Source organism: Curtobacterium sp. VKM Ac-2861, assembly GCF_013204965.1.
Lineage (GTDB): Bacteria > Actinomycetota > Actinomycetes > Actinomycetales > Microbacteriaceae > Curtobacterium.
Genome location: NZ_JABMLA010000011.1, coordinates 1 through 12455 on the forward strand (window position 1 = coordinate 1; position 12455 = coordinate 12455).

Below are 12455 nucleotides of genomic sequence, written 5' to 3' on the forward strand. Positions count from 1 at the left end.
ACTCGCTCGTGCTGCGGTCGCGCTCGAACACCATCCGCCGCATCCAGGCGGACCACCGTGCGGAGAAGTGGTTCTAGCTCTCAATACTGGCGAGTCCGATCAACCGTGACTCGTCGGGGGCCGCGCCTCCGTGGTGTCCGGCGCGGCCCCCACCCCACATCCGTTCGAAGGAGAACGCGCGATGACCAACGAGTCCATGACCGCCAGCGCAGCAGTGCCGACGGGTCGAGGGCTCCTCGACCGGCTCGGCCTGCCCGCCCCACTCGCACTCGGGTTCATCGGCGTCCTGCTGTTCATGATCGGGGACGGAGTCGAGTCGAACTACCTGTCGCCGTTTCTCGTGGACACAGAAGGCTTCAGCGAGTCCGCTGCCGCGGTGACGATCAGCGCATACGGCATCTTCGTCACCATCGGATCGTGGCTTTCTGGCACCCTCTCCTCGGTCCTCGGCCCCCGCAAGGTGATGATCATCGGCGCCGTGACTTGGGTCGTGTTCGAGGCGCTGTTCCTGACCGTCGGCGTCGGTGCTGACGTGCACTGGGTGGCCGTCGTCGCGTACTCGATTCGCGGCATCGGGTACCCGTTCTTTGCCTACGCGTTCCTGGTGTGGATCAACACCGCGACCCGACCGGAGCAGCGCGGAAGCTCCGTGGGCTGGTTCTGGTTCGTATTCGGAGCTGGACTGCCAACGCTCGGATCGCTGCTGGCCAGTTGGACGATTCCGGTCATCGGTGAAGTCGGCACCTTCTGGCTTGCGACGGGCCTCGTGGTCCTCGGGGCACTCACCGCCATCCTCGGCGTCCGAGACCGACAGCACGCCGGACCCGCGCACAACGGCGACAGCGCGATCGCTGAGCTTGCCAAGGGACTCACGATCATCTGGCGTCAGCCACGGGTCAGTGTCGGAGCACTCGTACGGCTCATCAACACGGCGCCGAACTTCGCGCTCTTCGTCGTCGCGCCGTTCTTCTTCACTGAACAGATCGGCTTCACGCAGTCTCAGTACCTGCAGATCGTGACGATCGTCTACACGGCGAACATCTTCGCCAACCTCTTCTTCGGAGTCCTCGGCGACCGGTTTGGGTGGCAACGCACAGTGCTTTGGTTCGGGTGTGTCATGAGCGCGGTCGGGGCCGCCTCGCTGTACATCGTGCCGGTGCTGGTTGGCCCGAACTTCTGGCTCACCGTCCTGTGCTGGGCGATTCTCGGAATCGGTCTGGCCGGCTTCGTACCTCTCACGGCCTTGGTCCCCTCGTTCGTCCCGGCGGAAGATCGCGGGAGCGCGCTCGCTGTGTACACGCTCGCGGCAGGCCTCTCGGCGTTCATCGGCCCGGTCCTTGTCGGTGTCCTCGGCGGAGCAGCAAACGTTCCCATCCTCATCGGCACCTTCGTGGCTATGTACGTCGTCGGGGCGCTGCTGTGTCTCGCGCTCCGAAGCGAGGAAGATCCCCGCAACCTCCGGATCGCGGCTGCGGACAGGCACGGTGACCTGCCCTAGGGACGGGGCATCACCGGGCGCTCTCGTGGCTGGTGTCGGCGCGCATCACGGTATCGGCGTCGACTACCCAGTCCAGCGCGGCCGCCGCGAGCATCGCTGCGCCGACGGCTGCGACTTCCGGCTCGTGCACGATCTGCATCCGCCGTCCGCTGACCTGTTCCTTGATCGCGAGCCAGCCGGGCGCACGTGACCATCCACCGGCCACGTACACGTGCCCTGGTGCGGGCATCAGCGCGGTGACTTCGTCGATCGCATCGGCGCCGACCCGCGCGAGGGCGCCGAGTACTGCCGCCGCCCTCGATGTCGCCTTCGCGGGAGCTCCGACGGAGTACTTCGGTCGGCCTCCGCCGCGATCGCCCGCGACGAACACGTCCGAGTCCACGTACCCGTCCGGCTTCCTTCGACCGCTCGCAATGAGTCGCAGTTCCGACGCAACCTCTGGGTCGAGCGACGCCCATTCGACGTTCCGGGTGAACTCCTCGACCGACAGGAGTGAGGTGCCGGTGTTCCGGATCCCGGGCGCGACGTCGACTCCTGTGGTTCGGTTCACCTGCTCCGGCGCCTGCGCCACGACGACTTCCGCGGTTCCCATGGAGTCGAGTACTGCTCCTTGGTCTAGCCGGTCCACTGCCCACCCGCCGATCGGATGGTCGTGGCCGCCAGCGATCGCGAGTGCGCCTGGGGCAAGCACTCCGGCCTCGTCCAAGCGCCTCGACAGGATCGGTCCGACGGCCTCACCTGCGGTGAGGACCTTCGGCAGGAGCGTCGGATCCCGCAGCGTGCTCTCCACTCGCGCCAGCACCCATGAGCGAGTTCTTCCGTCCCAGGCTGCGGTCCGCGCCGCGATCGAGTCGCTCATGAAGGCGGTGCCGGACCAAGCGCTGGCTGCGTAGTCAGTGAGTGATACCCAGCCTGCTGCGGATTCGAGCTGTCCTTGCTCACGGGCCCAGAGCCAACCGACGAGCGTTCTTGCGGCATCGTCGCCGACGCCGACTCCGTCAGCTGCAGCGAGCTGCGGGGCGACGGCGGTGAACAGCCTGGCTCGTCGTGGATCGAACCAGGCGAGCGCCGACGCCGTTGGGCGCAGTTGTGCGTCGACGGGGATGCCGTCCTCGCCGACACCGACGGCGCAGACCGCATGAACGGCGAACTCTGTCCCGCAGACCTCGAGGAGCATGTCCTCGATGAGCCGAAGCAATTGCTGCGCGTCGATGGACAGATCGGTGTCGTCGCGCGGGGTCTGTCGCTGGGCTCGGCTGACGACTCGACTGTCAGCACCCAGACCGACGACCTTCGTGTTGGTACTGCCGATGTCGACCCCGCAGACGATCGGACCCCGGTGTGCGCGCTTCACGAGCGTCATTCTGTCCCATGAGCGGGACCGCAACAGCCCGATGTGGACAATTCGCTGGACTGTACATATGGACTAGACAATCTGTACCAACCTGCCTACCATGGACGGGAACCCAGGCGGTTCGGCCGAGACGGATCTCCGTCGCAGCGACGCGATGACGCAATCATCCGCGCCGCCGCGTGCGCCCCTTGGAAGCCGCCGAGACCACCGAAGCGCTCCGAAAACACGGCGACTTGCACGTCGCGACGCCGTCGGTGCAGGCCGAAAGGAACCCTCTTGCCTCTTGTCAGCGGTATCGACGTCATCAACGAGTGCACTTCACGCGGGCTCGTCGCCGGCGCGTTCAACACCACGAACATCGAAACGACGATGGGGATCGTCGCAGCGATCGAGAAGGTCGGCGTTCCGACGTTCATCCAGGTTGCTCCGACCAACGCGGCGCTGTCAGGGTTCGAGTACATCTACGACATGGTCAGCCGCCGGTTGGCAGAGTGCGACGTCCCGGTGGCGCTGCACCTCGACCACGGGAAGTCGCTCGATGCTGTGAGGGATGCGCTTGCGGCGGACTTCACCTCGATCATGATCGACTACTCCGAGTACGACTACGACGAGAACGTGCGCGTCTCGAAGATCGCACGAGAGCTGACGCCGTCGTCGCTCGCTCTCGAAGCAGAGCTCGGCAGCATCGGCGGCAAGGAGGACGACGTCGCTCCCGAGTTCGCGGCACACACCGACCCCCAGCAGGCCGCCGAGTTCGTCGCCGCGACCGGGTGCGACATGCTCGCGGTATCGGTCGGGAACCAGCACGGGTACGTCCCGAACGCCGCGATCGACTTCGAGCTGCTCGCCGCCGTCCGCGACGCCAGCCCGGTCCCGCTCGTCATCCACGGCGGTTCCGGACTGCCCGATGAGCAGCTCGCGCAGCTACACGAGTACAACGTCGTGAAGGTCAACGTTGCCAGCGATCTCCGGAACGCGATGATCCGCTCGTTCGGCGAGGCCTACAACGCCAACCCGAAGGAGGCGTCGCTGATCCGAGTCTCCACGGACGCGGTCGCCGCCATCACCCAAGTAGTCGAGAAGCGTATCCGCACGCTGAACCCATCCGTCGCCTGACCTGTCACCGCGTTCAGCGCCGAACCGAAGGACCTCACCCCGTGCTCCCTACCATCACGGTCGACATCGGCACGACCAGCATCAAGCTGTGCCTGTTCGACGACGTGGGCGGCGTCGTCGTCTCGACGAAGCACCCGACGCCGACGACCCGGGACGCTTGGGGAGAGGTCTACCAGGTGGAGGCGCTGCTGCAGCAGATCGCCGACTTCGTCCGCGGCCTCGACGATGCGGCACGACGTTCGGTGCGTCGCATCGCGATCGCCGGTGTGGGAGAGTCCGGCGGGCTGGTCCGCCCCGATGGGTCGTTGGCATCGCCGATGATCCTCTGGCACGACCACCGTGGAGCGGACTGGCTCGAGGACTTCGATGTCTTCAGCCGCGATCGCGTGTACGCGATCACTGGACTCCCGGTGAACCCGAACTACGGCATCTCGAAAGTGGCGTGGGCCGTGGACAACGCTGGCTCGGGGGCTGCTGATGCGCAGTGGTTGAACGTGGCGGAGTTCGTAGCGGCCGAACTGACCGGCGAACGATGGTCGGAGTTCTCCCTCGCCAGCAGGACGATGGCGCTCGATCTCGCGGCCAGGACGTGGTCGGCCGAGATGTGCGACTTCTTCGATCTGGACGTCAGCCGGTTCCCCGACCTCCGCACCGCTTCCGAAGGCACGACGCTCTCGCCCGTTCGGGCCGCGGAGCTCAGACTGGACACCTCTGTCATGGTCCACGTCGCCGGCCACGATCACATGGTCGGTGCCGTCGGCGCCGACCTTGAACACAACGAGCTGCTGAATTCGACCGGGACGACCGAGGGCTTGCTGTTCCTGACCGACGCACCGACTCTCGGTCCGGCAGCAGGACGCGCGAAGCTCGCGAACGGAATCTCTTGCACCGGGTCCGACTACACGCTGTTCGCCTCGATCCCGACTGGTGGCTCGGCGTTCGCGACGTTGCAGGGACTGCTCGGTCGTTCCGCATCGGAACTCGCTGACAGCATCTCCGGCATCCACCAGGAGTACGTCGCCGGCGACGTGGCGCTCGACCGCTTGCCCGTGATCCTCCCGCAGTTCCGCGGGAGCCCCCCGCCGACGAAGAACGCTCGAACACGCGGCGCGATCGCCGGGCTGCAGACCGACACGACCGCCAACGAACTCATCCTGGGCTGCTTCCTCGGGATGGCACTGCAGTTCTCCGACGTGCTCGACCTCTTCCCAGTCACGGCGAGCCGCGTGAAGGTGATCGGGCCCGCAGGCGGGAACCCGCTCTGGCAGCAGCTGAAGGCGGACCTCCTCGGCACACCGCTCACAGCCTCCCGATTCCCGGAGGTCGTCTCCCGCGGCGCGCAAGCCCTCGCCTCCGACCAGCGGCTCAGTTGGCAGGACAGCGATCCGGAAGATGTGGACGTCGACACGGCTCGACGCGAGGCACTCGCTCAATGGCGAGCAACGATCCAGCCCCAGTGGGACTACCTCAAGGGTCTCCCCGCATGAGGCTGTTCGAACCGTCTGAGACAACTTCCGTAACCCAAAGGAGGTCGACGATGCTGATCGCAGGAATCGACTCATCCACGCAGATGTGCAAGGTCACTGTTCGAGACGCCGCGACCGGCAACCGTGTGCGGGAAGGGAAGGCGTCACACCCGTCCGGCACGATCGTCCACCCGGATCGGTGGTGGCAGGCGCTGCTCACAGCGGTTGAGCGTGCAGGCGGACTCGAAGACGTGCAAGCGATCGCGGTGAGCGGTCAACAGCACACTCCGGTCTTCCTCGACGAGGACGGCGAGGTCGTCTGCGATTCACCCCTGTGGAACGACACCGGTTCCCACGGCCAGATGGTCAGCCTGAACGAGGAACTCGGTCGAGACACGTGGATCCGCCGAACGGGCCTGCCGCTCACGCTCTCGGACACCGTCGTGAAGCTCCGCTGGCTGCGAGACACGGACCCGGCGGCAGCCGAGCGAACTGCCGCGGTGGCGATCGTCCCCGACTGGCTCACCTGGCGCCTCCTGGGGTACGGAAGCGGGCACGGCGGCCTGGATGCTCTCGTCACCGACCGATCGGACGCCGCGGCAACCGCGTACTGGTCGCCGGAGACCGGTGAGTACTGCATGGACCTCGTCGAGCATGCGTTCGGCAAGACCGTGACCCTTCCGAAGATCCTCGGACCGCTCGACCGCGCCGGTGTGACCGGTGGAGGTATCCCCGGCATCCCCGCAGGAATCGTCGTGGGCGCTGGCAGCGGTGACAACGGAGCCGCAGCCCTCGCGCTCGACGTCAGCGCCGGCGACACCGTGCTCTCTCTCGGAACCTCCGGGGTCGTCTACACGCAGTCCGAAACGCCGATCCACGACTACGCCGGATACGTCTGCAACTACGCGGACGCCACTGGCAAGTTCCAACCGCTCGTTGCGACCCTGAACGCCGGCCGGAACTTCGAACTCGGCGCCGCACTGCTCGGCTGCTCGTTCGACGAACTCTCGGACCTTGCGCTCTCTGCCCCGGCAGGTGCGAACGGTCTGACCCTGTTGCCGTACTTCGAAGGAGAGCGGACTCCGGATCTGCCCCACGCGAGAGCCTCACTGCATCAAGCGTCCCTGACCAACTTCAACCGTCCGAACTTCGCGCGGGCCATCATCGAAGGAACCCTTGCGAGCCAGGTCGAGATGCTTGAAGCGTTGGAGCGGTGCGGCATCGTCACGGAACGCGTCGTCCTCATCGGTGGTGCTGCGCAAAGTGAGGCGGTTCAGCACATCCTGACGCAGATGGTCGACGTACCTGTTGTCGTCCCCGATCCCGAGGAGTACGTCGCCAAGGGGGCGGCGATGCAGGCGCTTGCTGCGCTGCAAGGGGCGTTCCCGGTCTGGTCGACGAACGGCGACGAACTCGAGCCGCTGCGAACCGAAACGCAGATCTCGCAGCAGCATGACGCTGCGAAGGTGGCGATGGGGTACTTCGAGAAGACGGCGGCGCGATCCTCGCAACCTGCAGTCCAATAGCTGAGATCGGTCGGGAGCGGAGCACCGTGCGGTGGCTGTACGGGTTGTCCGTATGAGATGGTCATACCGTCTACGTGGTGGTGTCATGCCGCCCCGGGTGCGATGCGAGGAGAGCCAGGATGAGCGAGCAACAGGCCATTGACCGGCAGTCGCCTGTGCCGTACTACGAACAGCTCGCTGATGTGCTCCAGGTCCGCGTGGAGACCGGGGCGATCGCTGTGGGGGACCGTTTGCCGAGCGAACTGGACCTCTCCGCTGAGTACGGAATCGCCCGCGCGACCGTCCGGCAGGCCCTGCAGCTCCTTGAGAGTCGAGGACTAGCCCAGCGTGTCCCGAATCGAGGTGTCTTCGCGTCGCGGCCGTCGTCCGACCGTGGATGGATGATCCAGAACACCGAAGGGTTCCTTGAGAACGCGGTCGGACGACAGAACCGCGCCGTGACCACCACCGTCCTGCGATCGGGGAGAGCGAAGCTGCCGGACTTCGTCGCCGCCTTGCTCGAAGTCGCGGTCGGAGTCGAGGGATTCGAACTCGTCCGCCTTCGCCACCTGGACGGTGTCCCTGCCGTGTACAGCGTCAACTACAGTCCGCCAAGCGTCGCCCCGATCGTCGGCGATTCGGAAGCCGTGCTCAACGGAACTGGGTCCCTCTCCGAGCTGCTGACGCGTGCCGGCTACCCACTCCGCGGCGCGCACCGCACGATCCGTGCGCGGGCCGCGACTGCTGAAGTCGCTGAAGCTCTGGAAGTCGTGCGCGGCGAGCCGGTCATCTGCGTGCAATCCACGTCCTGGACGAAGAACGAAGAACGCTTCGACGTGTACGAGACATGGGTGCGAACCGACGTCGTCCCGCTCGAGGTGAACGTCAGCTCGGTCGACATCCCCGGCCATTGAGCTGTGAACGGTGACTGCTGGGCGCCGGTCTCGCATGGAGAAGCCGGCGCCCAAGCCGTCAGATCTCGCTGATCAGTGCCTCGAGGCGGAGTTCGCCGGCACGGGTCTGCATGCCGGCGTCGAGGAGTCGGTGAGCAAGCTCTGCCGCGTCGGCGGTGAACAACGGACCGAGAAGCGCATTCTCCGTTGCGAGGCCTCCTCGCGTCACTCCGCTCGGAACCGTGTTCACCGCCTCCTTGACGGCGAAGACGACCTCGGGCCTCAGCTCACCGATCCGACGTGCCAGTGAACCGACGTACTCATCGATCTCGTCCGCCGGCAGAGCCCGGTTCACCAGCCCGTAGCGCTCGGCGAGTTCGGCATCGACGAGCTGGGCGCCGAGGAGGATCTCGAGGGAACGAGCCCTGCCGACGAGCGAGGTCAAGTACTGCGTCCCTCCGCCACCGGCCATGATGCCCATGAGCACCTCGGGCTGGGCTTGACCGGCTTTACCGATGGCGGCAAAGCGCATGTCCAACGCCATGAGGAATTCGTTGCCACCGCCGCGGGCGAGGCCGGTCAGCTTCCCGATCGTGATCTGAGGGAGAGAGCGCACTTCCTCGTGGACAACTTGCATGAGGTTCATGTCCGCAGGAAACTCCGCATCCGGATTCGCCGCCATCGTTGCCGCGCCGGCGGCTGCCATCACCTCGGGTTCTGTGATGAACCGAGTGTCGCCGTGCGCCACGAAGATGTCGGGATCAGCGCTGTCGAAGACGATCACGCGGACGGCTTCGTCGCCACGCACCTGCGAGACGAACCGGCGCAGCGATGGTAGGAGAGTCCCGTCAGAGAGGTTCAAGGGGGGATTGTCGATGGTGACATGGGCGACCCCATCAGCTACCGAGATGTGCAGGGCGGGCAGGTCGTAGGTCATGGGTGTTCTCTCCGTATCGCATGAACATCAGCGCCTTGTTTGACACTGAGTGTCACTGTAGACACAAGAATTCGTACCTGCAACTGAAGTCAAGGCTCGTAGGATGGTCGGATGCACGGGACCAGTACGCGAGCGATCGGGCGTGCCGCCGTTCGCAACGAACTCGGTGCCGTCGGTCTGCGGAAATTCCTCGAGTCGGGTTTCGACGCCATCACCTTCGACGACCTCGCGAGAGAAGCAGGTGTCTCACGCAGCACCTTCTTGCGCTACTTCGGCAGCAAAGAGGACGTGGTCTTGCACGTCTTCGACACCGTTGGCGACCAGATGGCCGCGGTTCTCGCTACCCAGCCGTTGACCGAGGACGCCTGGTCGGCGCTCCGCGCCGCGGTTGCTCCGGCAGTGGATCTGCTGCAAGATGCGGCGGACGGCCTCGACAGGATCCGGCTCGTCTGGTCCACCCCCGCGCTCTGGGCACGCCTTCACGAGAAGCAGGCGACTTGGCGCCCAGAACTCGTTGACCTCCTGCTCAAACGCGAGCCCCGGGTCGGGACGCCGATCATCGCGGTGCGCACGCGAGTGATGGCTGCTGTCGGCTGCCTGATGGTGGCCTACGACGGTTGGGTCGAGGACAACGGCATCTCGCCGCTGGATGAGCTGACAGACGCTGCGTTCGCTGCGCTGACGCGATCGGGTGGCCTCGGCCGTCCGAGCACAGACACTTGACGTCCAACGGTGAACCGGCCGAGTTCGGCGGTCGTCGGCACGGTGACGAGTGGTCAGCCACGACACTGTTTCGTCGCGGTCGATGGGCTCCCGCCTGAGCGTGCGGAGGCTGCGACTCGACCTCTGACGTGCGGTGCGCAGTTGCTCGCGAGCACAGGCTGGCATGCGGGCGGTCAAGGAAGCTGCGGTCGCAGCAGGTGATGCGACGTGATTGCCTGATACCCGTTCCCGGCTGCGAGTGCTCGCGTCTCGTCGAACGCTCGGGAGGTGAGGAGCATCCCGATCGGGAGTCCGTCCCGGTCGAGCCCGATCGGAACGCTGAGTCCGGGGAGGCCCGCCATGCTGCCGATCGCTGTGTACCGCATGTTCCCGGCCGTGAGCGACGCCGGCCCCCCGTCGAGTTCGACGCTCTCCGCGCCGTGCGGCAGCGCCGTGAACGGCAGGGTCGGTGTCACGAGGACGTCAACGTCGCGCATCGCCTCGAGCAGCCCGTCGCGGAACCACGCTCGGAAACGCTGCGCCTGCACGTACTCGACGCCTGAGTAGCGGAGCCCGATCTCCAGATGCGTCCGGACGTCGTCGCCGTAGTCGTCCGGCCTGGTGCGCAGGAGGTCGAGGTGCATCGCGCTCGGCTCCACAGCGTCGACCACGAGTTGCGCATCCACGAGCTCGTCCACACCGGGCACGTGGATCTCGGTGACCACCGCGCCAGCGGCGACGAGCGCGTCGAGCGCGGCGCGCACGCCGGCGGTGACATCGGGTTGGTTGCCGACGAGCGCGTAGTCGGCGATCACACCGACCCGGAGGCCGCGCAGGTGGGTGGCGGGGTCGACGGCCTGGAGGCTCGGCGCGGTCGGGTGGACCGGCTCGCGTCGCGTGGTCCGGTCGCGCTGGTCCCACCCCGCGATCGCGTCGTGCACGACGGCGGTGTCCGCCGCAGTCCGGGCCAGCGGCCCGACGGTGTCCATGGTCCACGCGAGTGGGACGACACCGGCGTTGCTGACTCGACCGATGGTGGGACGCAACCCGCTGACGCCGTTGACCGACGCGGGGAGCCGCACCGAGCCTCCCGTGTCCGTCCCGAGTGCCGCGACGACCATGCCGGCCGCGACCGCGATGCCGGACCCGCCGGAGGACCCGGCGGGGACCCGATCTCGGTTCCACGGGTTCCGCGCGCGTCCGGTGTGGGGGTTGTCCGTGGTGCCGCCCCACGCGAGCTCGTGCATGTTCGTGCGGCCGACGAGCACCGCACCGGCGTCGCGCAGGCTGGTGACGACGGTGGCGTCGTGCGTGGCGGGCTCGTCGCCGAGGAGCAGGCTGCCGGCGCGGGTGTGCTGTCCGGCGACGTCGATGTTGTCCTTCACCGCGACGGGCAGGCCGTGCAGTGGACCGCGGTCGACGGCGGCGGCGAGTTCGGCGTCAGCTCGTGCTGCGGCGGCCCGGGCGCCGTCACGGTCGACGTGGACGAAGGCGGCGAGGTCCGCCTGCTCGTCGATGCGGGCGATGCTCTGCTCGACGAGTGCGACGGCGGTGGTCGTTCCGGAGCGGAGCATGCCGGCGAGTTCCGCGATCGGTCGGTGGAGGTCGGTCACGGGCGGGCTCCGTCGCGGGCGTCGGTGGTGTCCGCAGCGGCCGGTCCCGCCTGCGCGTGGTCGAAGACCGAGACGGGGACGACCTCGGGTGGGATGTTCGCGGTGACGAAGGCGGCGATGGAGCGTCCGCGAGCGGTCCACTCCTCGGTCAGAGTCTGGCGGGCGGTCGCGTCCATGGGAGCTCCTCTGGTGCGGGGAAGGCGGGGAAGGCGGGGAAGGCGGGGCCGCCGGGTGGCGGCCCCGCCTTGGGTGGTGGGGTCGATCAGTTCTTCGCGGGGTAGGACTTCTCGGCCTTGCCCGAGAAGGTGGTGTCGACGTTCGTGTCGTACGAGGTGGCGTCGGCCGGGTACTTCTTGACGTTGTCGATGTCGGCAGCGAGCTGGAGGTTGTGGTCCCAGGCTTCCTCGGTGACGGTCGCACCGTGCGGGTAGCCGTCCGCCTCGATCTCCCGCTTGACGGCGGAGGCGACCGTGGACTTGTCGAGTTTCGGGAAGTACTTCTCGGCGACCTCGATGGTGCCGGCCTCGTCTGAGTAGATGTAGTTGTAGGCCCGCTGGAATGCGTTGACGACGCCTTGCGTCGCCTCGGGGTTCGCCTTCACGTACTTCTGGGTGGAGGTGAGCGACGAGAACGCGAAGGGGTTCCACTCGTCGCCGGCGGCCGGCCATGAGTACACGACGTGCATGTCCTGCTGGTCGACGGCCTGGCTGACCGAGGGCTCCGGGACGACCGCGTAGTCGGCCTGGCCGGATGCGACGGCGGCGAGTTCGTTGCCGAGGGAGACGTTGATGAGGTCGACGTCCTTGAGGTCGTACGTGTCGATCATCTTCGTCATGAGTGCCCAGGTGGAGTCCGGTGACGGGGAGACGACGACCTTCTTGCCGTTCAGGATCGTGGGGTCGTCCTGCGCGCTCGCGTCGTCCTTGCCGACGAGGAACTCGGCGGGGGCGTTCTGTACGCCGGCGACGATGACACCCTCACCGCCCTGTTCGTGGGACTTGGCGGAGAACACCGGGTCCTGGATGGAGAACCCGGCTGAGCCGCCGAGCACCGCGGCGAATGAGGCGTTGCCGGATCCGCCGGTGTCTATCTTGACGTTCACGCCCTCGTCCTCGAAGTAGCCCTTCTCCTGGGCGACGTAGAGCGGCAGGTAGAGGAGGGTCTGAACTGCCTGGTTGATGGTGACGTCCTGGGTCGCGCCGTCGGCCGAGTCGGCCGCGCTGGAGCCGGACGCGCACCCGGTGAGTGCGACCAGTGTGGCGGCGGTCGCCGCGACGAGGGTGAGGACGCGGGCGCGTCGAGGAAGGGGAGATCGCATGGGGCACAGCCCTTTCGGTGGGAGGAGCGCAGGGAAGGAGGGTGAGGTGGGAG

At 66.8% G+C, this 12455-nt stretch carries 11 protein-coding genes; 6 read left to right on the plus strand and 5 right to left on the minus strand.

Features of this window, described 5'->3' with window-relative positions; all coding sequences use genetic code 11:
• Window positions 1-181 precede the first annotated feature (181 nt).
• Window positions 182-1498, plus strand: a complete 1317-nt coding sequence (locus HQQ88_RS18905; protein ID WP_173171040.1) for an MFS transporter — start codon at window positions 182-184, stop codon at window positions 1496-1498.
• 10 nt (window positions 1499-1508) lie between these two features.
• On the opposite strand, the gene HQQ88_RS18910 is transcribed toward HQQ88_RS18905, so the two are convergent.
• Window positions 1509-2852, minus strand: a complete 1344-nt coding sequence (locus HQQ88_RS18910; RefSeq protein ID WP_173171043.1) for an FGGY family carbohydrate kinase — start codon at window positions 2850-2852, stop codon at window positions 1509-1511.
• A 276-nt stretch (window positions 2853-3128) separates the two neighbouring features.
• On the opposite strand from HQQ88_RS18910, the gene HQQ88_RS18915 reads away from it, so the two are divergent.
• The 4 genes from HQQ88_RS18915 to HQQ88_RS18930 all read left to right on the plus strand — a co-directional run bounded on the left by HQQ88_RS18915 (window position 3129) and on the right by HQQ88_RS18930 (window position 7853).
• On the plus strand, window positions 3129-3968 hold the full coding sequence (locus HQQ88_RS18915; protein WP_131921179.1) for a class II fructose-bisphosphate aldolase: 840 nt from the start codon (window positions 3129-3131) through the stop codon (window positions 3966-3968).
• Between the two features lie 41 nt (window positions 3969-4009).
• Window positions 4010-5455 (plus strand): L-fuculokinase, encoded by a 1446-nt coding sequence (locus HQQ88_RS18920; RefSeq protein WP_165901031.1) that lies wholly within the window; start codon window positions 4010-4012, stop codon window positions 5453-5455.
• Window positions 5456-5505: 50 nt separating this feature from the next.
• A complete protein-coding gene (locus HQQ88_RS18925; protein ID WP_173171046.1) occupies window positions 5506-6960 on the plus strand; it encodes an FGGY family carbohydrate kinase in 1455 nt (484 codons plus the stop codon).
• A 119-nt stretch (window positions 6961-7079) separates the two neighbouring features.
• On the plus strand, window positions 7080-7853 hold the full coding sequence (locus tag HQQ88_RS18930) for a GntR family transcriptional regulator (RefSeq protein ID WP_123340211.1): 774 nt from the start codon (window positions 7080-7082) through the stop codon (window positions 7851-7853).
• A 58-nt stretch (window positions 7854-7911) separates the two neighbouring features.
• On the opposite strand, the gene HQQ88_RS18935 is transcribed toward HQQ88_RS18930, so the two are convergent.
• Window positions 7912-8769, minus strand: coding sequence for an enoyl-CoA hydratase/isomerase family protein (locus HQQ88_RS18935; protein WP_123293791.1), 858 nt, complete (start codon window positions 8767-8769; stop codon window positions 7912-7914).
• Window positions 8770-8880: 111 nt separating this feature from the next.
• On the opposite strand from HQQ88_RS18935, the gene HQQ88_RS18940 reads away from it, so the two are divergent.
• Entirely contained in the window at window positions 8881-9492 is a 612-nt protein-coding gene (locus tag HQQ88_RS18940; RefSeq protein ID WP_123293792.1) for a TetR family transcriptional regulator, read from the plus strand.
• 173 nt (window positions 9493-9665) lie between these two features.
• Here HQQ88_RS18940 and HQQ88_RS18945 read toward each other — a convergent pair whose 3' ends face one another.
• From HQQ88_RS18945 to HQQ88_RS18955, 3 genes are all read right to left on the minus strand, one after another.
• Entirely contained in the window at window positions 9666-11084 is a 1419-nt protein-coding gene (locus HQQ88_RS18945) for an amidase (RefSeq protein ID WP_216835150.1), read from the minus strand.
• On the minus strand, window positions 11081-11260 hold the full coding sequence (locus HQQ88_RS18950; RefSeq protein ID WP_123293793.1) for a hypothetical protein: 180 nt from the start codon (window positions 11258-11260) through the stop codon (window positions 11081-11083). The genes HQQ88_RS18945 and HQQ88_RS18950 overlap by 4 nt, the downstream gene beginning before the upstream one ends.
• An 86-nt stretch (window positions 11261-11346) precedes the next feature.
• Window positions 11347-12402 (minus strand): ABC transporter substrate-binding protein, encoded by a 1056-nt coding sequence (locus HQQ88_RS18955; RefSeq protein ID WP_173171049.1) that lies wholly within the window; start codon window positions 12400-12402, stop codon window positions 11347-11349.
• Window positions 12403-12455: the final 53 nt, after the last annotated feature.

Bases quoted from the DNA above. Each gene is read 5' to 3' on its own strand.
- HQQ88_RS18955 (WP_173171049.1), bottom strand. From the start codon at position 12,402: ATGCGATCTCCCCTTCCTCGACGCGCCCGCGTCCTCACCCTCGTCGCG.
- HQQ88_RS18905 (WP_173171040.1), top strand. From the start codon at position 182: ATGACCAACGAGTCCATGACCGCCAGCGCAGCAGTGCCGACGGGTCGA.
- HQQ88_RS18950 (WP_123293793.1), bottom strand. From the start codon at position 11,260: ATGGACGCGACCGCCCGCCAGACTCTGACCGAGGAGTGGACCGCTCGC.
- HQQ88_RS18930 (WP_123340211.1), top strand. From the start codon at position 7,080: ATGAGCGAGCAACAGGCCATTGACCGGCAGTCGCCTGTGCCGTACTAC.
- HQQ88_RS18935 (WP_123293791.1), bottom strand. From the start codon at position 8,769: ATGACCTACGACCTGCCCGCCCTGCACATCTCGGTAGCTGATGGGGTC.
- HQQ88_RS18925 (WP_173171046.1), top strand. From the start codon at position 5,506: ATGCTGATCGCAGGAATCGACTCATCCACGCAGATGTGCAAGGTCACT.
- HQQ88_RS18940 (WP_123293792.1), top strand. From the start codon at position 8,881: ATGCACGGGACCAGTACGCGAGCGATCGGGCGTGCCGCCGTTCGCAAC.